The following is a 23,668-nucleotide window of genomic DNA, read 5'->3' on the forward strand; positions in this document are numbered from 1 at the left end:
TATGGCTGAAAGAATAACTAAAATTAATCGTCTTGAAAAATCAAAAGAACAACTTAAGTTGGAAAGTTTGAATGAAGTTACAAATGCAATTGTTGAAAATAAGGATAGTATTTTAAAAGCTATTCGTATTATTAAAAATTTAGATGATGCAAAACTCTTAGATGCTATTAACGGTGGTATTAAAGGTCGTCAAGTTATTATAAATAAATTCGCTACGGAATTAAATAAAGATATGTATACTGGACTCATTACAAATTTAGCTCCAATGGTATTTATGCTTGGGAATTTAGAAGTTAAAGAACTAAGTCAATTTTTAAATAAACTTAATAGTGGCTTACAAGTAGCTAATCAAGCAAGTCCAAATGCCAAAACGACAATACGAAGCTTAATGAGTGTATTAAAAGATGATGATATGAATCGTAGCTTAACGTACATGATAAATTTACTTAAAGGTATGTCTAGAGAATAAATTGAATATATACGACTCCTTAATATAAGAACGAAATGACTTATGTTGAGGAGTTTTTTTAGAAATGAATTTGTAAAATATAGTATACATCTATTATGATAAAGTAGAGTGTATAAATTAAAGTGTAAGGAGAGAGGACTTATTCATCCAAATATTATTAAAATAATGACTATTATTTCTAATATTTTTGTTGTATTAGGAATTATATTTTTAATTATGATGAAATTAATGTTAGCGATAGCAATGTTTGCCGTTTCATTGGCAATTAGTCTTGTTATTTTTAATGTATTATTTCGAGATCGTACGGGCATGAAAATTATTATTAATATTTCGTTTGCCATCGTCGTTATTGCTATTATAGTTGCATACAGTATGTTATCTAAATAAGACAATTAGAGGAATTTCAATTTATGAAATATAGAAATAGTAATCAGTTACGTTTATCTATTATACTTTTTATTATTGTTCTCATCATATTGATTGTATTACTTTGTATCAATCATAAGGATATACTACGTAATGATCGAAGATACAGTTTTCAAGAGGCCCTTCAAAAGCAAACCCAATCGAACCAATTAAATACCATTGATAAAAATAATCAGTTTGTTCTAGTGAATAATAATGAAGTGAAAAGAGCAATGAGTATTTCTAAAAAAGATAATGATTTAAAATATATGGATCTATCTAAAACGGTTCCAATGAATGAAGATGAGGTAAAACATATACTTAAAAATAAAGGTATTTTAACAGATCAGGCTCAAACATTTTTAAAAGCCCAAGATAAGTATCAAGTGAATATTATATATTTAATGAATCATGCAATCATAGAAACAGCAAATGGTCAATCCGAACTGGCTAATGGTATTAAAGAGAATAATCATAAATACTATAATTTTTTTGGAATTGGTGCATTTGATCAAGATGCCATTGCTACTGGTCATAGTTATGCTAAAGAACATAATTGGACAACACCAAGTAAAGCAATTATGGGCGGTGCAGCTTTTATTCGTCATCAATATTTTGAAAACGAACAAATTACGCTTTATCAAATGAGATGGAATCCTAAAAATCCAGGGTCTCATCAATATGCGATTGATATTGAGTGGGCAGATAAAATTGCAGATAATATGAAAAAAGATTATGAACGTTTGGGTATAAAAAAAGATAAGATACGTAGGAATTACTATATATCTAATAAATAGAGATATTGAGGTGTAATAGAATGAAAGTTGCAGTGATAGGTGCTGGTATCGGAGGTTTAACGGTTGCAGCACTTTTACAAGAACAAGGGCATGATGTCAAAGTCTTTGAGAGAAAGACTGATATTAAAGAAGTAGGTGCAGGTATTGGTATCGGTGATAACGTTTTAAAAAAACTCGGTAATCATGATTTAGCTAAAGGTATCAAAAATGCCGGACAAAATTTAAAATCATTAAATATCTATAGCGATAAAGGTGATTTGCTTACATCTGCTAAGTTGAAAGAGGGAACATTAAATGTGACATTATCTCGTCAGTCATTAATAGAGTTAATATCTTCATATGTAAAACCTAATACTGTATTTACTGATTATGAAGTGACTAAAGTGGATGTTCAATCTGAACTGCCAATGCTTCATTTCTCAAAACATGCAAGTCAGACGTTTGATTTATGTATTGGAGCGGATGGTATTCATTCAATCGTTAGAAAAGCATTATTCCCAGACTCTAAAGTGATTTATCAAGGTTATACATGCTTTAGAGGAATGATAGATGAAGCGGACATAATGAATCAATATACAGCAGATGAATATTGGGGAAGACGTGGACGCGTGGGCATTGTGCCTCTAATTAATAATCAAGCCTATTGGTTTATTACAATTAATGCAAATGAAAAAGATCCTAAATATGTATCATTTGAAAAACCACATTTGCAGGCTTATTTTAATCATTATCCTAATCAAGTGAGGGCATTGTTAGATAAACAAAGTGAAACAGGTATTATTAAAAACGATTTATATGATTTAAAACCTTTAACTTCATTTGTACATCGTCGTACAGTCTTATTAGGAGATGCTGCCCATGCAATGACGCCAAACATGGGTCAGGGCGCAGGACAAGCAATGGAAGATGCTATCGTTTTAGCTAATTGTATCGCTTCTTATGACTTAGAAAAAGCATTACAGCGATATAATAAATTACGTGTAAAACATACTAAAAAAGTAATAAAACGTTCTCGAAAAGTCGGAAATATCGCTCAAAAAGATAATAAACTAGTTGTTGCATTGCGCAATGCTATCATGAAACGTATGCCAAAACGATTTTTTAGTGGTCAAACTAAATTTTTATATAAAACAAAAGACAAATAAGGAGTTATCATAGAATTCACTATGGATTCTATGATAACTCCTTATTTTATTTAACCTTATTTTTTATTAACAACAAATTGCGGTTCTTCACCATTCAATTTTTTAATTGTATCATTAGCTACAATTTTAGACATCATTTCACGAGCTTCGAACGTAGCATTACCAATGTGTGGCGTAATGACTACGTTATCTAAAGATTTCAAGCCTTCAGTAATATCTGGCTCAAATTCATACACATCGAGAGCTGCACCTTCAATATCTTTATGCTTCAATGCATCAACAAGTGCTTGTTCATTAACGATTGGTCCACGCCCTGCATTGACTAAATAAGCAGTAGATTTCATTTTTTTAAATTGTTCTGAATCAATCATGTGGTGTATATCTGGATTGTAAGCAGCATTGATTGTAATAAAATCAGAGTGTTCTAATAATGTATCTAAATCAACGTATTTAGCACCAATTTCACGTTCTTTTTCCTTTTTTTGGTGAGGACCTGTATAAAGGATATCCATATCAAATCCTTTTGCACGTTTAGCTACTGCACTACCAATTTCTCCAAATCCGATAATACCAAGTGTTTTGCCTGAGACTTCACGGCCTCTAAAGAATAATGGCGCCCAACCATCAAATCCTTTTGTACGAGAAAGTTTGTCACCTTCAACAATACGACGAGCAATTGCTAATACTAAGCCGAATGTTAATTCAGCAGTTGCAGCTGTAGATGCTTTTGGTGTATTTGTAACATCAATGTTTTTTTCACGTGCATAATCTACATCTACATTATTAAATCCAGCGCCATAATTGGCAATAATTTTAAGATTTTCACCACTGTCAATTACTTCTTTATCTACATTAGTGGATAAAATACTAATTAAAGCAGAAGCATCTTTGACACCTTTTTTTAATGTTTCTTTATCGATGATACCTTCACCTTCATACATGTCTACTTCAAAATGTTCTTTGAGTAGATTTAAACCAGCTTCTGGAATTTTACCAGCTATATATACTTTTTCCATCCATCTCACTCCTTTGTATTCTTTCAAATTAAGTATAATGGAAGAAAGATAGGGACACAAAGAATTTATATGAATAAAGTTACTGTATTATTTTTAAAGCAATTACGGATATTAAGATTAAACCAATACAAAATATACGAATAAATTTTTTTGATTCATTATAGAAAATCATACCTACAATGGTACCTCCAGCAGTCCCGATCCCTGTCCATATTGCATAGGCAGTTCCCATCGAAATCGTCTGCATAGATAGTTTTAAAGTACTAAAACTAAATATAAAAGTAAGCGCACCTAGTAGAATATATATTTTTTTATGTGTACGATTCAGTTCATTTAAGAAAACAACACCTAAAATCTCAAAGCATCCTGCAACTAAAAGGTATAACCACGCCATTTTATAGACCTCCTTCAGATTGGTCATCAGTAGAAAGCTTTAATCCGATAATACCTATAATTAATAAAATAATAAATAATAATTTCATAAGTGAAATGACGTGATTAATAAATAACATATCAACGATAACTGTTCCTGCAGCGCCTATACCAACAAAGACCGCATAAACAGTACCTACTGGAAGTTGTTTTGTCGCAGAAAGCATTAAATAAAAACTTAAAGCAATAAATAATAAAGTGATGAGCCAAGTAAACGTATTATGAGCGTAATTTAAACACGTAACCCAAACAACTTCTATCAATCCAGATAAAATGACCTTTAACCATTGCATTATATCCATTACTCCTTATAATATTTTTGATAAGTAAAAATATTTTCTCAAACAATTATGAGTTATGCAATTTTAGAAAATAAAAAAGTGAGAAAGAATTCATTATGAATTCATTTTCTCACTTTTAAATTAATGAAAATATAATCTTAAAGGTTATCTTAAACGGTAATATATTTATATTCAAGTTATATCAATCTTAGATATTTACGATAAATGAATATAATTATAAGCACTTACTTCGCTTGCTGAAATTGTACGTGTATCAGTCACGTATGCGCCACCTGTGTAATTCATTTCTGAAATTGTAATTGATCCATCACTATTTACACTTTCTACATAAGCCACATGTCCTAAACTTCCTGCTGTCAGTGTTGATAATGTAATTCATTTTTTCATAAATAAAGTCCTCCCAAATACTATTCAACAATAGGATAATTTTAGCGATATGTTGAATATGTTTTAACATTAACTTGTCGCTATTAACGATAAGTCATACTTTATCAGATAAAAACATGTAGTAGGGCATTGTTACTTTACCGTAAATAAAATTCAAAATTCTTGCACAACTATGTAATAAAAATCTGTTTAATATTTCTTGCAAACTGCACGTTTGCTATACATTTTCTAATTTTTTGAAAATATTAATAGAATTTATATTACAGCACCTTGTAATAAACTTATTTTATATAAAGATATATACATAAAGGATAAGCGGTTACATTTATGGAGATTTATGTGATATCATACTACTAATAGTGTTTGTAAAAATTTAAATTAGGCTATAGAATAAAATAATACTATTTTGAAGATGCAGTATTTATATCTGCATCTTTATTTATTGATAATAATTTTTTTAGATGACTATTAAAAATTCTAAATAGAGAAATGAGGAATGATAACTATGAAAATTGCAATAGTAGGATCAGGAAATGGTGCGGTTACAGCTGCAGTAGATATGGTCAATCAAGGACATGAAGTCAAATTATATTGTCGAAATTCATCAATTCACAAATTTGATAGAGCGTTAGAAAAAGGTGGATTTGATTTTAATAATGAAGGTCATGAAACGTTTGTACCTTTTACAAATATTAGTGATGATATTGAATATGTATTAAAAGATGCAGAAGTGATACAAGTAGTGATTCCTTCATCTTACATTGAATATTATGCAAAAGTGATGTCTCATTATATAACGGCGGAACAAATTATTTTCTTTAATATCGCAGCAGCTATGGGATCAATTCGATTTATGAATGTATTAGAAGAACGTCATATTAATATTCAACCTAAATATGCAGAAGCTAATACCCTTACTTACGGAACACGTGTAGATTTTGAAGAGGCTCGAGTGGATTTATCTCTTAATGTAAGAAAAGTCTTTTTCTCAACGTACAATAAGAGAGAGTTAAATGAATGTTTTGATAAAGTGAGCCAATTGTATCCACAATTAGTAAAAGAAGAAAGTTTGTGGAAAACGAATCTAGAAAATGGAAATCCTGAAGTTCATCCAGCTCCTACACTATTAAATGTAGGTCGTATAGATTATGCAGATACATTTGCATTATATAAAGAAGGTATCACAAAACACACAGTGCGACTTTTACATGCTGTAGAATTAGAACGTCTAACTTTAGGGCGTAAATTAGGTTTTGAATTATTAACTGCTAAAGAAGCGCGTATTCAACGAGGTTATCTAGAACGTAAAGACGAGGATGAACCGCTAAATCGTTTATTTAATACAAGTCCTGTATTTTCACAAATTCCAGGACCGAACTCTGTAGAAAATCGTTATCTTACTGAAGATATCGCATATGGACTTGTATTATGGTCAAGTTTAGGACGTGAAATTGGTGTAGATACACCGAATATTGATGCGATAATTACGATTGCCTCGACTATTCTCGAACGTGATTTCTTTAATGAAGGGCTAACAGTAGAAGAACTTGGTTTAGATAAATTAGGATTAAAATAAGTATAATGTTTGGTATAGAAAAGAGGTCTTAAGAAAAAAGAAAAAGGAGCAGATATATGAAAAGAAAACCCACATTTCTAGAAGCAATATCTACAATTATTGTCATGGTAATAGTTGTTACAATTGGATTTATTAAATTCAATATCCCTATTCAAGTATTGTTACTTATCGCCTCAACCTACGCTGCTTTTATTGCTATGCGTGTTGGTTTAAAATGGAAGGATTTGGAAGAAGGAATTACACATCGATTGACAACAGCTATGCCTGCTATTTTCATTATTTTGGCTGTAGGTATTATTGTAGGTAGCTGGATGTACGCAGGTACTGTACCTGCATTAATCTACTATGGACTTAAGTTTTTGAATCCTAGTTATTTTCTAATTTCAGCATTTATCATTTCGGCTATATGTAGTTTAGCAACCGGAACAGCTTGGGGGTCTGCGTCTACAGCTGGGATTGCCTTAATATCTATTGGAAGTCAACTTGGTATAAATCAAGGAATGGCAGCAGGTGCAATTATTGCAGGTGCAGTATTTGGAGATAAAATGTCACCTTTATCAGATACAACCAATCTTGCTGCACTCGTAACAAAAGTAAACATTTTTTCTCATATTAGAGCAATGATGTGGACAACCATTCCAGCATCAATCATTGGACTTATCGTATGGTTTTTTGCAGGATTAAATTCCCAAGGTAATGTAAATACTAAGCAAATAAAAGTACTTTTAAATGAACTATCTAGTATTTATAATATTAATTTTTTTGTATGGATTCCTTTAATTGTGATTATCATTTGTTTAATATTTAAAATTTCAACTGTTCCATCTATGCTTGTTTCAGCGTTGAGTGCTATTTTGATAGGTAAGTTTAATAATGGATTTAAATTTGTAGATGGTTTTAAAGCAACGTTTGATGGTTTTACATCATCTATGACTGGGCATTCTCATGTTACCGAAAATGCAAAAACATTGATTGAACAAGGTGGAATGATGAGTATGACACAAATCATTGTGACCATTTTTTGTGGTTATGCATTTGCAGGTATTGTAGAGAAATCTGGTTGTTTAGATGTAATGTTACAAACTGTTGCAAAAGGTGTTAAATCTGTTGGTACCCTCGTTCTTATTACTGTGCTATCGTCCCTAATGTTGGTGTTTGCTGCTGGTGTGGCGTCAATTGTTATTATTATGGTTGGGGTACTTATGAAAGACATGTTTGAAGATATGAATTTAGATAGAAGTAATTTATCTCGTACATTAGAAGATTCCAGTACTATGGTTCTACCATTAATTCCTTGGGGAACATCTGGTATTTACTATGCGCAACAATTAGGAGTTTCAGTTGATCAATTCTTTATTTGGGCAGTACCATGTTATTTATGTTCTATATTAGCAATTATTTATGGATTTACTGGCATTGGAATACGTAAAAAAATAAATTAAATGATTAATTCGATGTTTAATTCCCTTACAATATGGAAATAACAAATTAGGATTAAAGTATTAATGAGAAACATAGTAGCGATGTTATTTAAAAAAATACATTCATTTTAGATATCCTAAAAAATGAATTAAAAGTGGATTTAATTTTTGTGGCGAGAATTCAATCCATAATAACGAATTTGATTAATATGATAACTTAAAGCGTTCTAAACACTAAAGTTTCGAACGCTTTTTGTATGTATGCATAAAAAAAGATTTAGAATTCATATTGAATTCTAAATCTTTTTTCTTTATCAATTTAATTAATGAATGAAATTATATGAAGCAGCTTCACTTGAAGAAAGTGTACGAGATGTTACTACACCTACACCATGTCCATAATTCATTTCAGATACTGTGATTGAACCATTACTATTTACACTTTCAACATATGCTACGTGACCGTAAGCACCAGCAGTAGATTGCATAATTGCACCTGCAGATGGACGGTTATTTACTGTGTAACCAGCAGATGCTGCAGCATTTGCCCAGTTATTTGCGTTACCCCAAGTTGAACCGATTTTACCACCTACACGGTCATATACATAATATGTACATTGGCCAGAAGTATAGTAGTTTCTACCTGAGCTAACAGAGTTAGAAATTGAAACACCTGTTGATGACGGTGCAGTTACAGTAGTTACTTTTACATTACTATTAGAAGTAGAAGCAGAAGCTGAACCTAAACCACCAGTTTGTTGATTATTTGTTGTGTAAGATTGTGTTGGATTACTAGCAACTTGATTTGAGTTATTAGTATGATAGTTGTTATAACTATATGTTGAATTTGTATTAGAATAATTATTATATGTATTGTAGTTATAATTATAGTTATAGTTAGAATGATTTAAACGATCTGGGCTCCAGTTACCTTTCCAAGTGTAATGGTAGTTACCTTGTTGATCGATAGTGTAAGAGTAGCTATATGAAGTAGGATCATTTGGATTATATCCTTGTTCAGCTGCATGAGCTTCATGTCCTTGTCCGGCGATAGCAATTGCGGCAACTCCTGCAGTAGCGATTGTAGCTGTAGCGATTTTTTTCATTATAAATTTCCTCCTGAGAATTAAATTAATATTATTTTATATTTAATAGTCATTTGTTAACTTAGTCTTTAAATCATTTTACTTAACGACAAGAATTACTTTATCAAAAAAATTACAATTTGTGGGGAATGTTAATGATTTGTAATTTTTCGATAATATAAAAGCTTGTTAATTTAATTATTAGTAATATTTTTTAATATAAAAAAAGCTATTATGACAGTGTTTACAGAAGAATATGAAAAAAATACTCATTTTCTTGTAATCTTTTTGTAAAATAATAGAAAAATAATTTATAACAAAATAATTTAGCCTATTGAATGATTCCTTGATTAAACAAATACTAAAAAATCATTTTATATGTCCTCTTTATATATAAATAAAGTAAGTTTATATTGAAAAATAATAAAATCATACTATAAGATAATAAAGTGATAAAATAAGTCAAAATATTGCTACTGCTAATACCGAAATAAAACATAAAATTGTATATGAAGATAGATCTCCGATACGCATACACAAGTATCGAAGCGATAATTCAATAGAATTAAGTGGTGAATAAAGGGGAGAAATGTCATCGCTTATATCTAGTCTTTATATTACAAACGAGAGGAAAGACGTATGATAGATAATTTTTCGGTAAAGCTTTTAAAAAATACGAGAATAGTAAAACAAAAAGAATCCAATATCAAACTTATATATTGGTTAAAGGGTTCTGGAAAAATAAATTTAGACTTAGATACATATAATATGAAAAAAAGAGATCTCGTATTTATTATGTTAAATGATTTATATTCGATAGAAGGCGAAACGAACTCTGTTATTGCAATAATTGAAATTTCATTCACAGATTATTTAAGATTTGCAGACGATTATATCAGACAAAAAGGATATAAATTTTCTTCTATTGAACGAAAACAATTAGAATCATTTATTATTAATCTTCTTGAATTTGAAAGTCGAAAACCTCGACTTCCACACATAAGGGATAAATTAGTTAAACATTTATGTGTAGAATTAGGTTATATTCAAAGAAAACATCGTCAAAACTATAAACTAGACAATCCACTTGTAGATGAAGTTCATGAATATATTATCGAACATCATCATGAAAAGATTAATAAACAAGCATTAGCGAATTCACTTGATATGTCTAACAAAGAGTTAAGTCAAGTGATTAAATTTCATACACCTTATCATAATATTGCTCAATATATTAATGATATTCGTTTGAAATTATGTTTACTTGATATTTTAGATAGCAGTGAATTTATTCAAGATATTGCTTATAAACATGGATTTAATCATTTTCCGAGATTTATTGCATTATTTAGTAAAAAATATGGGATGACTCCAGGTCAAGCACGAAAAAAACAATTTGCTCCAATATATAAGACTACCGAAACGGTTGAAATATCTTTAGATTATGAAGCACAGTTACTTATAGCTGAGGCCAAAAGTAACTATCATACCTAAAATAGGATTAAGTCCAATAATAAGTAAAAAGATAAAGTATTTAGACCTTTACTCATACTTAATATGAAGTAAGTATATGTATGATATAGAGATAAACTTGTAACACTTTAAAATTGTATCGCAATACTAAAGTCTGTCTTCTAGAATTGTTGTATAAATTGCGAGGTGGCGACTATCATGACAAAAAATGATATGGATGTACTATTATTTTATCTTTTATTTTATAAAGCAGTCGATGAACTTTTAAAATATTCTAAAAACCTAAATATTGAACACCTAAATGTACTATATGCTATTATTGATTATCATAAAACGAGCCATCAAGGTATGGATATTGAAACACTAATGAAAAAAACGTATTTATCTAAACGAACTTTACTTTATCTTGTGAGCCATTTGTATCACGAAAATTGGATTTTTAAATCTTATGATGCAAATGATCAACGAAGATTAAGAATCTTGCCTGTAGAAATGTATGAAAGAAAAATGAATCATTTATTATTAGAAATTGGAGAATTACTTGAAAATAACTATCTTAAAACATCAATCAAGAATATGAATTATTGCAAGTTAACATATCTAATTACTATTTATAAAGTTTTAAGTAAGATTGAAAAAAATATTAAGCACTATCAGTTAAGTTTAAATGATTTGCTTGTTTTAGGCATTATTTGGTTGAATCAAAATGATATCTCGTTGAAATCGATAAACTATTTTTCGCGTTGTCAGTCTATAAATATAAATTTAGTAATTAAACGATTACAACAAAGTGGTTATATTTTGAAAAAAAGAGATGATCTAGATGAACGTAGAGTGTGTATAAAGTTAAATATGTCAAAAAAGGAAGAGATTCATTATATCTTGAGTCATTGTAGTAAAATGATAAAAAAGGAATTAACATTATAATTTGTTTCAAAAAATAAAAATAACTAGTAATGTAAGATTATCTCTTACATTACTAGTTATTTTAGGTGTATAACACATGAAATAATTATGTATAATTTAATTTGGCAAATGAGATTTTAATATATAATATCATTTTAATTTCATAAAAATATTGAAATATTATACTTAAATGTTATAAAATAATTTTTATAGCATAAGAAATGTTTAGTGTTGTAGTAGTAGTATACATGAACCTTGTAGCAACTAGATGTACATCAGAGGAGTGGTTTAGAATATGGGACAAATTAAAGACATCAATGATTTAGTTAACGCAACATTTCAAGTGAAAAAGTTTTTTAAAGACACTAAGAAAAAATATAATCTGAATTATGAAGAAATTTATATTTTAAATTATATTGTTAAAAGTAAAAAAGATGAAATTACTTCAAAAGAAATTGCAACGTATTCAGAATTCAAACCTTATTACTTAACTAAAGCATTACAAAAATTAAAAGATTTACAATTATTATCAAAAAAACGTAGTATACAAGATGAAAGAACAGTTATTGTTTATGTAACAAAAGAGCAACGCGAGAGAATTAATGCTTTAATTGCTGAATTAGAGAAATATATACAATAGAATGATGATGGGGTAAATGAGTGAGACAGAATGTCTGTCCACTCTTTTTTAATTCTAATATACTATGTGAATGAGATGCTTTATATTATTAAAACCGAGTGTTAAACTATGATTAAATATATCAAATATCGAATAGGTGATAGTCATGTTAGATTCATTTTTAATAAGTAGTGATATTCAAAGAAAATGGATTAAAAAATTTAAAACAATTGAAGATACATTTAAACAAAGAGCAGCAAAAGAAGATATTGACTCTAAATTCCCATTTGACAATATAAAATGGCTTGTAGAGGAAGGTTATAGTGTGTTAACTTTACCTAAATCATATGGTGGAGAAGGTGCAACCATAGAAGATATGGTCGTTTTACAATCGTATCTTGGAGCCATAGATGGCGCTACAGCACTATCTATAGGCTGGCATCTAAGCGTTGTAGGGCAATTATATCAACAGCATATGTGGAGTCAAACTATGCTTGATCAATTTGCAAAAGAAGTAAAAAATGGCGCACTTGTAAATAGAGCAGTAAGTGAAGCGGATACTGGTAGTCCTACTCGTGGTGGAAGACCTGCTACGCATGCAATAAAAACTAAAGACGGATATAAATTAAATGGTGTGAAAACATTTACTTCTATGAGTAAAGCATTGACACATTATATTGTTGCTGCATTTGTAGAAGATATTCAAGAAGTAGGCTTCTTTTTAATTTCTAGGGAGAGTAAAGGTTTAGAAATTGCAGATAATTGGAATATGTTAGGGATGCGTGCAACGGAAAGTCATGATTTAGTATTAAATGATGTTATAGTTCCATTTGAAAACTTTGTAGAAACGAAACTTAAACCGCAACCCAATGGATGGATTTTACATATACCAAGTGTATATTTAGGTATTGCCCAAGCAGCGAGAGATTATGCTATTGAGTTTGCCAAAACGCATTCCCCTAATAGTATTGAAGGCACAATTGCTACGCTACCTACTGTACAACAAAATGTTGGGAAAATGGAATCACTCTTATTATCTGCTCGTCATTTTTTATGGAGTACAGCTAGAGGTTACAATCAATATAATGAAACACTTAATATTTGGAATGAAACATCTGCAAGTAAAATTTTAGTCATGAATCAAGGATTAGAAGTAGTGGATCTTGCTATGCGAATAGTAGGGGCGAAAAGTTTAGAAATGGATCGTCCATTACAACGCTATTATCGTAATATGCGTGCGGGCCTACATAATCCTCCTATGGAAGATGCAGCATATACGAATATTGCAAAATCTATACTTGATTTAATGTAGAATGAATTTTTTATTTATAATATGTTTAAAGAAAGCTATGATTACGTATAATGTAGTCATAGCTTTTTTACATATTTTTGGAGGGATTTAATGACTAAAATATATTTTAATCATGATGGCGGCGTTGATGATTTAATATCACTATTCTTATTACTACAAATGGATAATGTTGAATTAGTAGGTGTAAGTACAATCGGTGCAGATTGTTATTTAGAACCTTCTCTAAGTGCTTCATGTAAAATTATAAATCGTTTTTCAAATTTATCTATTGATGTAGCTCCTTCATATGAAAGAGGAGTTAACTCTTTTCCGAAAGACTGGAGAATGCATGCCTTTTTTATGGATGCGCTTCCTATTTTAAATGAGAAATGGATTGATAAACGTTCTGTAACGAGTACATTTGAAGCTTATGAGGATATTATTAATGTATTAAATAATAGTAAAGAAAAGGTGACTTTATTGTTTACTGGTCCGTTAACCGATTTAGCCAAAGCAATCAAACATGATAAAGCAATAGTAAACAATATTGAAAAGTTAGTTTGGATGGGAGGAACATTTTTAGAAAAGGGAAATGTAGAAGAACCCGAACATGATGGCACAGCTGAATGGAATGCTTTTTGGGATCCTGAAGCTGTTAAAACAATATTTGATACGTCTATCAAGATAGAAATGGTAGCGTTAGAAAGCACTAATCAAGTACCATTGACGCCAGCTATTCGTCAAATGTGGGCAAATCAACGTCAGTTTATAGGAGTTGATTTTTTAGGAATCAGTTATGCAGCTGTACCTCCTCTTACTCATTTTGTCACAAACTCTACTTATTTTTTATGGGATGTATTGACGACTGCTCAAATTGGTAAAGAAAGCTTAACAGATTCTATAGAACTTAAAGTAGATGTATATACAAAAGGACCAAGTCAAGGACGTACATATAAGAGTGATGATGGACGTATAGTGCGTGTCGTTAATCATGTCAATCATGACGAATTCTTCAACTATATCACGTTTTTAGCTAAAAAAGTATCTCATTAACTTCAAATGTAAACTTTTTATATAAAACAGTTTACATAAGTGGTATAATTTTCTTCATAAAAGGAGGAAATCAAATGAGTACAAAAAATTTAGTATATACAGCGTTAATGACAGCGGTTATTTGTATTTTAGGCCTAGTACCCGGAATACCGTTACCATTTATGCCCGTACCAATTGTATTACAAAATATAGGTGTCTTTTTAGCAGGAGTTATATTAGGACGTAAATACGGCGCACTCAGTGTTATTATCTTCTTATTATTAGCAGCCACAGGTTTACCATTATTATCAGGTGGACGTGGCGGAATAGGTGTGTTTGCAGGTCCTTCAGCAGGATTTTTATTCTTATATCCAGTAGTGGCATATCTTATAGGTTTAGTAAGAGATCGTTTTAAAAATCATATTAATTTCTTTACATTATTTATTGGTATGCTTGTATTTGGTGTTTTATTATTAGATATTGTAGGAACAATCATTATGGGGTTCATTATACATATGCCTATAAGTAAAGCATTCTTATTGTCATTTACATTTGTTCCAGGAGATATCATTAAAGCGATTATTGCAAGCTTGATTGGTACAACATTACTTAACCATTCACGTTTTAAGAATTTGATATAATAGTACAAAATATACATAGTAAGGTGATGGTTGCTATGACACACATAACAATGAAGCAGATTAAAGAAAATGGAAAAATATACTTAGAAAATGAGTTGAATATTATATATTTAACACCTTCTGATCCAATGACATATCACATGAATAAGTGGCAGTACAAAACGTTACCTTCAATTAATCAGTGGTATGCAGATATGGAGAAACAACGAATTTTGCATAAAAAACAACATTCTTCTCATTTATCTTTTACATTTCCAGAAAACCAATTACTTCATTCTACATGGTTAGAAGCGATACGCAATGAAGGATTTCAATTAAAACTACTTGAATTGTATGCGATAGACAGTGCTACATTAAAACAATTTGAGAGCAATATTCAGGTAGATATTGAACCTGTAACTTCATTTAATATGGAAGATTATCTAAGTGTTTACAATGAATTTTCAAAACCGTATGGCGAAGCGTTTGTTAAAGAAAGTGAAGAACGAACGAGAGAAGCAATATTAAATCAAATAGATGACGTCACTCGTATAGTTGCATATTATCTTCATAAACCTGTGGGGATTTTGGATGTTATAGTTACAGATGAAACTGTTGAAATTGATGGGTTCGGCGTTTTAGAAGACTATCGTCATAAAGGAATAGGTACTACGATGCAGTCCTATGTAGGCCATTTAGCCGGTTCTCGACCAGTCATATTAGTGGCAGATGGCGATGATACAGCAAAAGACATGTATATAAAGCAAGGCTATATTTTTCAAAGCTTTCAATATCAGATAGTTAAAGAAGATGCGATATAAATAAAAGTAGGGAGTGAAAAATGAATTTATAATAAATTCTATTTCACTCCTTTTATACGTTCTGGATGACTATAAATGTTAAAAGAATCACCTCTAATAAAACCAATAGCAGTAATATTTAAGTCATGTGCCAGTGTTATTGCCAATGTGGTAGGTGCAGATTTCGATAATATAACACCGACACCGATTTTAGCTGCTTTTAGTAAAATTTCAGATGATATGCGTCCACTAAAAATAAGTACTTTATTTCTAACAGGAATTTGATGAGTAAGACAAAAACCGTAAAGTTTATCTAAGGCATTATGTCTACCTATATCTTGACGATGTTCAAAAAATGCCTCACCATCACTAATTGCTGCGTTATGCAAGCCACCTGTTTGTTTAAATAAGGTACTTGCACTTTGTAAACCTGTCATCATATTTAAAATTTGTCTTGGAGTGAGAATGATATTAGACATAGACGTTTTAGCAATTGCTGCATCATTTTGAAAATAAAATTCTCGACTTTTTCCACAACATGAAGCAACCATGCGCTTTGTAGAATACTCAAAACGGTCGCTTAATGACTTAGTTAATTCTACATGAGCAAACCCTTTACTATCATCAATTTGTAAATGTTTAATTTCTTCTTTTTTATAAATGGCTCCTTCAGATGCTAAAAATCCTATGACTAACTCTTCTAAATGTGTCGGACTGCAGATTACTGTAGCAAATTCTTTTCCATTTACCATAATCGTTAATGGAAATTCGGTTACATAGCTGTCTTCAGTTTCGATGAGTTGCTCATCTTCATACCTAATAATTGGTTGATTTTGAACGGCATCTTTATCCATGAATGTCTCCCCTTTGGTTATAACTACTTTATACTGTATCATTATATTCACAAAAAGTATTTCAATATTGAATGATTATATAAAACTTTATATTTTAAAATTTAGAAATAAATATAAAATACGGTAAAACTGTTCAAAAGATATAAAAAGCGTATAATATTTGATTGAATAGGGGGCATAAAAATAAATGACTGTAAAACGATTATTAGCGGTGTTAGGGACTTTCATTATCATTATAGCAGGTTGTTCAAATTCAAAAGATAATGACAATAGCAAGCAATCTTCAAAGTCAAATAATAGTGATAATCCTAAAACTGAATTGAAAGTTTCAGCAGCAGCAAGTTTAAGTGATGTAAGTAAAGCATTAAAGAAAGAGTTTGAAAAAACACATAAAAATGTAAATGTAACATTTAATTATGGTGGATCAGGGGCATTAAGACAACAAATTGAAAAAGGTGCGCCAACTGATGTCTTTATGTCTGCAAATACGAAAGATGTAGATATGTTGAAAAAACATAATCAAGCTCATAATACATATAAATACGCACATAATCAGTTAGTATTGATTGGTGATAAAAACAGTGATCAAGCTTCAGTAAAAGATTTAAAAGACAACGAAAAATTAGCTATTGGTGAAGTGAAAACTGTACCAGCAGGTAAATATGCGAAACAATATTTAGATAATCAACATTTATATAGTGATGTAAAAGATAAAATTGTATATGCCAAAGACGTTAAACAAGTATTAAATTACGTTGAAAAAGGTAATACTCAAATGGGATTTGTATATGAGACCGATTTATATACGAATAATGAAAGAACAGATAAAGTAAATGAGATTAAAAAAGCGGATTTGAAAAAACCTATCACTTATGAAGCGGGAGCAACATCAGATAACAAATTTGCTAAAGAATGGATAGAATTTTTAAAATCTAAAAAAGCGAAAGATATTTTAAAAGAATATCACTTTAAAGTATAGGGGGATGACATATGCCTGATTTAACACCTCTATGGATTTCTATTAAAGTAGGATTTATCAGTACGATAATTGTCTCTATATTAGGAATTTTTATTTGTAGAACGTTATATAAAAGAAAAGGGCATGCAACTCAATTTCTTGAAAGCTTAATATTATTACCTATTGTTTTACCACCGACAGTACTAGGGTTTATACTTATTATTGTTTTTTCACCTAGAACATTTGTGGGCCAATTCTTTCAAAATGTACTTCACTTACCCGTAGTATTTACAATGACAGGTGCAGTAATTGCATCTGTCATTGTTAGTTTTCCACTGATGTACCAACATACTATTCAAGGATTTCGAAGTATTAATCCTAAAATGTTAAATACTGCACGAACAATGGGAGCAAGTGAACGTAAAATCTTCTATCGTTTAATTCTACCATTATCTAAACGCTCAATTATTGCGGGTATTATGATGAGTTTTGCGAGAGCTATTGGAGAATTTGGTGCAACATTGATGGTTGCAGGATATATTCCAAATAAAACCAATACTCTGCCACTGGAAATCTATTTTTTAGTAGAACAAGGAAAAGAGAATCAGGCATGGTTATGGGTACTTGTACTCGTTGCATTTTCTATTACAGTCATTAGTATGTTGAATTTTGCGAATCGTGATAAAGTTCAGGAGGTAGACTAGATGTTACAAGTTAAATTACAACATCAGTTAAAGCAAACGTTGATTCATATTAACATTGAAGATACAAAAGCTAAAATATATGCAATACAAGGTCCCTCCGGTATTGGAAAAACGACAATATTAAATATCATTGCGGGATTAAGACAACCAGATGAGGCTTATATCAATATTGATAATCATCTATTAGTGGATACTGAAAACCATATTAATGTAAAGATTCAACAACGCCAAATTGGCTATTTATTTCAAGATTATCAACTTTTTCCTAACATGACGGTTCTTCAGAATATTACATTTATGACTAAACAGTCTAAACATATTGATGAGCTTATTCAACGTTTAAATATTAGCCATTTAATAAATCAATTTCCGCCGACACTGTCTGGTGGGGAAGCCCAACGTGTAGCACTCGCGCGAACTTTAAGCACGAAACCCAATTTAATTTTACTTGATGAACCTTTTTCAAGTTTAGATGATATTTCTAGAGATGAAGGCATCCATCTAGTTAAGCAAATTCATGAGGAATGGTGTATACCTATTATTTTTGTAACGCACTCTAATTATGAAGCAGAAGTATTAGCAGATGAAATTATTCAAATTAAATAAATAGGAGTAGGATATCGAAGTTTAGAACGTTTTAGATTTCTGTCCTACTCCTATTTCGTTATAATAAAAAGAAGAGAGAATGTTGAGAGAGGTTTCAAATAATGACTCAAGAACGTTATTCAAGACAAATTTTATTTAAAGATATTGGAGAACATGGACAACAAACCATTAATCAGAAACATGTATTGATTGTTGGAATGGGCGCTTTAGGTACCCATGTAGCTGAAGGACTTGTTCGTGCTGGTATTCAAGAGTTGACTATTGTGGATAGAGACTATATTGAATATAGTAATTTACAAAGACAGACATTGTTTACAGAAAGTGATGCAGATCGTATGCTGCCAAAAGTGGTTGCTGCACAAGATCACTTAAAACATATTCGTTCTGATATAAAAATGAATATTTATATTGAACATGTAGATGCTCAATTTTTAGAGCAATATGCAACGAGTGTAGATTTGATTATTGATGCAACGGATAATTTTGAAACAAGACAATTAATCAATGATTTTTCCTATAGGTATCGCATTCCTTGGATTTATGGTGGAGTAGTTCAAAGTACCTATGTAGAAACTGCATTTATTCCAGGTCAAACCCCTTGCTTTAATTGTTTAATGCCTCAGTTACCAGTTATAAATCTGACATGTGATACTGTCGGTGTGATTCAGCCAGCCGTAACGATGACCACAAGTTTTCAATTACGGGATGCTTTAAAGATATTGATTGGTAAACAGATTCCCACAAAGCTGACATATGGAGATATTTGGGAGAATACACATTGTTCTTTTGGTTATAGTAAAATGCGTCGTGATGATTGCCCAACTTGTGGTAAGAATCCTAGCTTTCCGTATTTATATGCTCATTCGACTTCATATGCAACTTTGTGTGGTAGAGATACAGTTCAATATGAAAATAAAGACATTACAAAAAAAGTATTAGTTGATTTTCTTACAGCACTCGATATTCGTTACCATGAAAACCAATATATGTTAGTATTTGAATTTAAAAAACATAGAATTGTATATTTTGAGGGTGGGCGAATGTTGATTCATGGTACAACTAAGAAATCTGAAGCAATACATTTAATCAATCAACTATTTGGATAAGGAGAGAATGATGATGCATCAGCATGATAACAAAGAAGTTAAAAAAACAATTCAATGTGCAGTGTTAACAATTTCTGATACACGAAATAAAGAAACAGATAAAGGCGGTCAATTAGTTCAAAAGTGTTTGAAAGAACTGAATATAGAAGTGACAGAAGAACACTATCATATCATTAAAGATGACAAGGAAGACATCCAATCTCAAATTGACGAATGGTTAGCATCAGATATTGATGTCATTATAACGACTGGAGGCACTGGTATAGCACAACGTGATGTGACTATAGAAGCTGTAAAACCACTTTTAGATAAAGAAATTGAAGGATTCGGCGAACTTTTTAGATATTTAAGTTATACGGAAGATGTAGGAACAAAAGCGCTTCTCTCAAGAGCATTAGCGGGAACAGTTATGAGTAAATTAATCTTTACGTTGCCGGGATCAACTGGGGCAGTAAAGTTAGCAATGACTAAACTCATTATTCCGGAATTAAATCATATGGTTTATGAACTCCATAAATAAAATAGTCATAAAAAGCATTGTAAATCATAGGTTTCCCTAATTGAAAATGCTGCTTATGACTATCATAATAGAAGAAAATCATAAAGATTAATCTAATTGACGGTGATAATCTCCAGATTTACCTCCAGATTTTGATTCAAGGTATGTGTCACCAATGATCATTCCTTTATCAGCTGCTTTTGTCATATCATATACTGTGAGAGCTGTAACTGAAGCAGCTGTTAAAGCTTCCATTTCAACACCAGTCTTACCTGTAGTAGAAACCGTAGCAGTAATGCTTAATTGATAGTGGCGTGGTGTGTTTGCTTGATTCCAAGAGAATTCAATATCTATTCCAGTTAAGGGCAATGGATGACACATAGGAATAATAGTCGATGTATTTTTAGCAGCCATTATACCTGCAATTTGAGCAGTATTAAGTACATTACCCTTTTTATTTGTATTGTCTATAATTTGACGGTAAATCGTCTCATTCACTGTGATGCTTGAATGCGCTTTAGCGATACGTTTTGTAATACTTTTATTAGAAACATCAACCATTTTTGCATTACCTTGATGATTGATATGTGTAAAATTTGACATAAATAGCCTCCTATAGAAATATCTAAAAAATCATAACATATAAATAAAGTTATAAACATTTATTTTTAATGAGTACATCATTATCTTACTGAGTTTATAAAATAGTATAGCATGAATTTATCGTGTAATTGGAGTTGATAAAATGGTAGTTGAAAAAAGAAAACCAATACCTATTAAAGAAGCAATTGAACGTATTGTAAAACAAGATATATATACTCAACAAAATAATATATCATTAGAGGACAGTTTAGGATATGTCTTAGCAGAAGACATTGTAGCAACTTATGATATACCACGTTTCAATAAATCGCCGTATGATGGTTTTGCTATAAGAAGTGAAGATTCGGCTGGTGTCTTTTCAAAAAATCGTAAAACGTTTAAAGTGATAGATCATATTGGTGCAGGCACAGTATCTCATAAAACAGTTGGAGAAAATGAAGCAGTTCGTATTATGACAGGCGCTCAAATTCCTGAGGGTGCAGATGCAGTAGTGATGTTTGAACAAACTGTGGAAAATGGAGATACATTTACGATTAGAAAACCTTTTGAAGAGAATGAAAATGTGTCGCTAAAAGGAGAAGAAACTAAAACAGGAGATATCGTTTTAAAAAAAGGACAAGTCATTAATCCTGGAGCTATTGCAGTACTAGCGACCTATGGTTATACAGAAGTGCCTGTATTTTTAAAACCAAGTATTGCAGTTATTGCTACTGGAAGCGAATTATTGAATGTAGACGAAGAATTACAACCAGGAAAAATTAGAAATTCTAATGGTCCGATGATACAAGCGTTAGCTGATAAAATGAGATTAACGATAGAGCCTTATAGTATACAACAAGATGACTTAGAAAGTAGTATTCAAGTCATCACTAAAGCAATGAAAGATCATGATATTGTCATTACTACTGGAGGCGTTTCGGTAGGAGATTATGACTTTTTACCAAAGATATACAAAGCAATTCAAGCAGAAGTGTTATTTAATAAAATTGCGATGCGTCCTGGAAGTGTGACAACTGTGGCAGTTGCAAATAAGACGTATTTATTTGGTTTATCAGGGAATCCATCGGCTTGTTTTACTGGTTTTGAATTATTTGTTAAACCAGCAGTGCAACATATGATGCAAGCCAAAGCAGTTTACCCTCAAGTTGTGAAAGCAACATTAATGGAAGATTTTGCGAAAGCCAATCCATTTACAAGATTTATTCGAGCAACTGCATCTTTTACTCATAATTGTGCGACTGTGGTTCCATCCGGATTTAATAAATCGGGTGCTGTGGTAGCAATAGCACATAGTAATGCAATGATTATGTTGCCAGGGGGTACAAGAGGATTTAAAGCCGGCCATACGGTAGATGTTATTTTAACTGAATCGAATGTTTTCGAAGAGGAACTATCATTATGATTTTACAAATAGTTGGTTTTAAAGATTCGGGTAAAACAACGTTGTTACAACAATCTATTACATTTTTAAAATCTCAAGGCTATCACATTGTGACGATTAAACATCACGGACATGAAAAAGATGATATTACACTTCAATCATCTAATGTGGATCATATGAAACATTTTGAAGCTGGTGCAGATCAGAGTATTGTTCAAGGATCTGCTTATCAACAAACAGTAACACGTAGAAATCAGCCGTCGCTTGAACAACTGATAAAAGAAAGTGTAACTATTAGTTATGACGTTATTTTAGTTGAAGGGTTTAAAAATGAGGATTATGACAAAATAGTGGTATATAAAACCCAAGAAGAATTAGAAGAACTGAGACTTCTTACACATGTTCAATATTTTTATAATTATAATAATGAGAATGCTTTAAAAAACTATGAGCAATGGTTACTAAAATGGATGAAACGAAAGGATGAACATAAAAATGAAACAATTTGAAATCGTGACGAATCCAATTGAGCCCGAACAATATAGAACATTTACTTTAAATGAACATCAAGGAGCTGTTGTTGTATTTACAGGTCATGTTCGCGAATGGACTAAAGGGGTGAAAACAGAATATCTTGAGTATGAAGCTTATGTTCCAATGGCTCAAAAAAAACTAGAACAAATTGGAGAAGAAATTACACAGCGTTGGCCAGGAACGATAACAACGATTGTACATCGTATTGGCCCCCTACAAATCTCTGATATTGCAGTATTGATTGCTGTCTCTTCGCCACATCGTAAAGATGCCTATCGTGCAAATGAGTATGCGATTGAAAGAATTAAAGAAGTTGTGCCAATTTGGAAAAAAGAAATTTGGGAAGACGGTGCAGAATGGCAAGGACATCAAAGAGGAGATTATAGTCAAGCAACTAAAGGAGAGGCTTAAATGAGAGTATTATATTTTGCAGAAATAAAAGAAATATTAGAAATGAATTCAGAAGACATTGATTTAATAGAAGATATTACAGTAGAAACGTTTAAAGAATTATTATTTGAACGTCACCCATCCATTCGTGATAAAAAATTTCAAGTAGCTGTAAATGAAGAATTTGTTCAACTTAATGATATTGTAAAGCAAGATGATGTTGTTGCGTTAATACCTCCAGTTAGTGGTGGTTAAAT

Annotated in this window: 28 protein-coding genes and 1 pseudogene; 22 read left to right on the forward strand and 7 right to left on the reverse strand. The window is 31.0% G+C overall.

The features are described 5' to 3' along the window. Nucleotide 1 precedes the first annotated feature (1 nt). From HMPREF2629_RS09690 to HMPREF2629_RS09705, 4 genes are all read left to right on the forward strand, one after another. Nucleotides 2–469, forward strand: coding sequence for a helical membrane plugin domain-containing protein (locus HMPREF2629_RS09690; RefSeq protein ID WP_048762114.1), 468 nt, complete (start codon nt 2–4; stop codon nt 467–469). A 165-nt stretch (nt 470–634) separates the two neighbouring features. Continuing rightward, entirely contained in the window at nt 635–856 is a 222-nt protein-coding gene (locus HMPREF2629_RS09695; RefSeq protein ID WP_049334595.1) for a hypothetical protein, read from the forward strand. Between the two features lie 23 nt (nt 857–879). Next, entirely contained in the window at nt 880–1,671 is a 792-nt protein-coding gene (locus tag HMPREF2629_RS09700) for an N-acetylglucosaminidase (protein ID WP_070813338.1), read from the forward strand. Nucleotides 1,672–1,691: 20 nt separating this feature from the next. Beyond that, nucleotides 1,692–2,816, forward strand: coding sequence for an FAD-dependent monooxygenase (locus HMPREF2629_RS09705; RefSeq protein ID WP_017174886.1), 1,125 nt, complete (start codon nt 1,692–1,694; stop codon nt 2,814–2,816). A gap of 56 nt (nt 2,817–2,872) precedes the next feature. On the opposite strand, the gene HMPREF2629_RS09710 is transcribed toward HMPREF2629_RS09705, so the two are convergent. From HMPREF2629_RS09710 to HMPREF2629_RS10965, 4 genes and pseudogenes are all read right to left on the reverse strand, one after another. Beyond that, nucleotides 2,873–3,832 (reverse strand): 2-hydroxyacid dehydrogenase family protein, encoded by a 960-nt coding sequence (locus HMPREF2629_RS09710; RefSeq protein WP_017174885.1) that lies wholly within the window; start codon nt 3,830–3,832, stop codon nt 2,873–2,875. Nucleotides 3,833–3,911: 79 nt separating this feature from the next. Further along, nucleotides 3,912–4,226, reverse strand: a complete 315-nt coding sequence (locus HMPREF2629_RS09715) for a DMT family transporter (RefSeq protein WP_017174884.1) — start codon at nt 4,224–4,226, stop codon at nt 3,912–3,914. Nucleotide 4,227: 1 nt separating this feature from the next. Continuing rightward, complete coding sequence (locus HMPREF2629_RS09720; protein ID WP_048681895.1) at nt 4,228–4,557, reverse strand: DMT family transporter; 330 nt, start codon at nt 4,555–4,557, stop codon at nt 4,228–4,230. A gap of 204 nt (nt 4,558–4,761) precedes the next feature. Continuing rightward, a pseudogene (locus HMPREF2629_RS10965) lies at nt 4,762–4,917 on the reverse strand (CHAP domain-containing protein); the annotation flags it as partial. A 541-nt stretch (nt 4,918–5,458) separates the two neighbouring features. Between HMPREF2629_RS10965 and HMPREF2629_RS09725 the strand changes: the two are divergent. Together HMPREF2629_RS09725 and nhaC are read left to right on the forward strand one after the other, a co-directional pair. Continuing rightward, nucleotides 5,459–6,529 (forward strand): NAD/NADP-dependent octopine/nopaline dehydrogenase family protein, encoded by a 1,071-nt coding sequence (locus HMPREF2629_RS09725; protein ID WP_002448510.1) that lies wholly within the window; start codon nt 5,459–5,461, stop codon nt 6,527–6,529. A gap of 56 nt (nt 6,530–6,585) precedes the next feature. Then, nucleotides 6,586–7,971: a Na+/H+ antiporter NhaC gene (gene nhaC, locus HMPREF2629_RS09730; RefSeq protein WP_048680488.1), complete on the forward strand. Its 1,386-nt coding sequence runs from the start codon at nt 6,586–6,588 to the stop codon at nt 7,969–7,971. Between the two features lie 302 nt (nt 7,972–8,273). Here nhaC and HMPREF2629_RS09735 read toward each other — a convergent pair whose 3' ends face one another. Beyond that, nucleotides 8,274–9,056, reverse strand: coding sequence for a CHAP domain-containing protein (locus HMPREF2629_RS09735; protein WP_049420000.1), 783 nt, complete (start codon nt 9,054–9,056; stop codon nt 8,274–8,276). 618 nt (nt 9,057–9,674) lie between these two features. Here HMPREF2629_RS09735 and HMPREF2629_RS09740 point away from each other — a divergent pair. The 7 genes from HMPREF2629_RS09740 to HMPREF2629_RS09770 all read left to right on the forward strand — a co-directional run bounded on the left by HMPREF2629_RS09740 (nt 9,675) and on the right by HMPREF2629_RS09770 (nt 15,797). Then, nucleotides 9,675–10,529 carry a helix-turn-helix transcriptional regulator gene (locus tag HMPREF2629_RS09740; protein ID WP_049379338.1) on the forward strand — a complete coding sequence of 285 codons (855 nt, stop codon included), beginning with the start codon at nt 9,675–9,677 and terminating at the stop codon, nt 10,527–10,529. Nucleotides 10,530–10,706: 177 nt separating this feature from the next. After that, nucleotides 10,707–11,435 carry a transcriptional regulator, SarA/Rot family gene (locus tag HMPREF2629_RS09745; RefSeq protein ID WP_049379339.1) on the forward strand — a complete coding sequence of 243 codons (729 nt, stop codon included), beginning with the start codon at nt 10,707–10,709 and terminating at the stop codon, nt 11,433–11,435. 274 nt (nt 11,436–11,709) lie between these two features. Beyond that, nucleotides 11,710–12,054: a transcriptional regulator, SarA/Rot family gene (locus tag HMPREF2629_RS09750; protein WP_002448494.1), complete on the forward strand. Its 345-nt coding sequence runs from the start codon at nt 11,710–11,712 to the stop codon at nt 12,052–12,054. 145 nt (nt 12,055–12,199) lie between these two features. Further along, the gene (locus HMPREF2629_RS09755) at nt 12,200–13,345 is read left to right on the forward strand and encodes an acyl-CoA dehydrogenase family protein (RefSeq protein WP_070813339.1); all 1,146 of its coding nucleotides are present in this window, start codon (nt 12,200–12,202) and stop codon (nt 13,343–13,345) included. A gap of 90 nt (nt 13,346–13,435) precedes the next feature. After that, complete coding sequence (locus HMPREF2629_RS09760; RefSeq protein ID WP_070813340.1) at nt 13,436–14,377, forward strand: nucleoside hydrolase; 942 nt, start codon at nt 13,436–13,438, stop codon at nt 14,375–14,377. Nucleotides 14,378–14,451: 74 nt separating this feature from the next. Continuing rightward, entirely contained in the window at nt 14,452–14,997 is a 546-nt protein-coding gene (locus tag HMPREF2629_RS09765; protein ID WP_070647313.1) for a biotin transporter BioY, read from the forward strand. Between the two features lie 35 nt (nt 14,998–15,032). Further along, entirely contained in the window at nt 15,033–15,797 is a 765-nt protein-coding gene (locus HMPREF2629_RS09770) for a GNAT family N-acetyltransferase (protein ID WP_070813341.1), read from the forward strand. 38 nt (nt 15,798–15,835) lie between these two features. Here HMPREF2629_RS09770 and fdhD read toward each other — a convergent pair whose 3' ends face one another. Further along, the gene (gene fdhD, locus HMPREF2629_RS09775; RefSeq protein WP_017174872.1) at nt 15,836–16,630 is read right to left on the reverse strand and encodes a formate dehydrogenase accessory sulfurtransferase FdhD; all 795 of its coding nucleotides are present in this window, start codon (nt 16,628–16,630) and stop codon (nt 15,836–15,838) included. Nucleotides 16,631–16,817: 187 nt separating this feature from the next. Here fdhD and modA point away from each other — a divergent pair, with 187 nt between their 5' ends. The 5 genes from modA (at nt 16,818) to HMPREF2629_RS09800 (ending at nt 20,524) form a co-directional block, all read left to right on the forward strand. Next, complete coding sequence (modA, locus tag HMPREF2629_RS09780; RefSeq protein WP_017174871.1) at nt 16,818–17,609, forward strand: molybdate ABC transporter substrate-binding protein; 792 nt, start codon at nt 16,818–16,820, stop codon at nt 17,607–17,609. A gap of 11 nt (nt 17,610–17,620) precedes the next feature. Further along, a complete protein-coding gene (gene modB / locus HMPREF2629_RS09785; RefSeq protein ID WP_017174870.1) occupies nt 17,621–18,292 on the forward strand; it encodes a molybdate ABC transporter permease subunit in 672 nt (223 codons plus the stop codon). Next, nucleotides 18,293–18,898 carry an ATP-binding cassette domain-containing protein gene (locus tag HMPREF2629_RS09790; protein ID WP_017174869.1) on the forward strand — a complete coding sequence of 202 codons (606 nt, stop codon included), beginning with the start codon at nt 18,293–18,295 and terminating at the stop codon, nt 18,896–18,898. 101 nt (nt 18,899–18,999) lie between these two features. Further along, complete coding sequence (locus tag HMPREF2629_RS09795) at nt 19,000–20,004, forward strand: ThiF family adenylyltransferase (RefSeq protein ID WP_048762099.1); 1,005 nt, start codon at nt 19,000–19,002, stop codon at nt 20,002–20,004. Nucleotides 20,005–20,017: 13 nt separating this feature from the next. Beyond that, the gene (locus HMPREF2629_RS09800) at nt 20,018–20,524 is read left to right on the forward strand and encodes a MogA/MoaB family molybdenum cofactor biosynthesis protein (RefSeq protein WP_017174867.1); all 507 of its coding nucleotides are present in this window, start codon (nt 20,018–20,020) and stop codon (nt 20,522–20,524) included. A gap of 87 nt (nt 20,525–20,611) precedes the next feature. Here HMPREF2629_RS09800 and moaC read toward each other — a convergent pair whose 3' ends face one another. Further along, nucleotides 20,612–21,106, reverse strand: a complete 495-nt coding sequence (moaC, locus tag HMPREF2629_RS09805; RefSeq protein ID WP_017174866.1) for a cyclic pyranopterin monophosphate synthase MoaC — start codon at nt 21,104–21,106, stop codon at nt 20,612–20,614. Between the two features lie 142 nt (nt 21,107–21,248). Between moaC and glp the strand changes: the two genes are divergently transcribed. Genes glp through moaD form a run of 4 tightly spaced genes read left to right on the forward strand, consistent with a single transcriptional unit; the run spans nt 21,249 to nt 23,666 of the window. Further along, entirely contained in the window at nt 21,249–22,508 is a 1,260-nt protein-coding gene (glp, locus tag HMPREF2629_RS09810; RefSeq protein ID WP_070508203.1) for a molybdopterin molybdotransferase MoeA, read from the forward strand. Next, complete coding sequence (gene mobB / locus HMPREF2629_RS09815) at nt 22,505–22,996, forward strand: molybdopterin-guanine dinucleotide biosynthesis protein B (protein ID WP_017174864.1); 492 nt, start codon at nt 22,505–22,507, stop codon at nt 22,994–22,996. The genes glp and mobB overlap by 4 nt, the downstream gene beginning before the upstream one ends. Further along, on the forward strand, nt 22,983–23,432 hold the full coding sequence (locus HMPREF2629_RS09820; RefSeq protein ID WP_017174863.1) for a molybdenum cofactor biosynthesis protein MoaE: 450 nt from the start codon (nt 22,983–22,985) through the stop codon (nt 23,430–23,432). Before mobB ends, HMPREF2629_RS09820 begins: the two co-directional genes overlap by 14 nt. After that, the gene (gene moaD / locus HMPREF2629_RS09825) at nt 23,433–23,666 is read left to right on the forward strand and encodes a molybdopterin converting factor subunit 1 (protein WP_017174862.1); all 234 of its coding nucleotides are present in this window, start codon (nt 23,433–23,435) and stop codon (nt 23,664–23,666) included. The last annotated feature ends 2 nt before the right edge of the window (nt 23,667–23,668 follow it).

The sequence above is a fragment of the Staphylococcus sp. HMSC034C12 genome, from assembly GCF_001835895.1.
GTDB classification, from domain to species: domain Bacteria; phylum Bacillota; class Bacilli; order Staphylococcales; family Staphylococcaceae; genus Staphylococcus; species Staphylococcus hominis.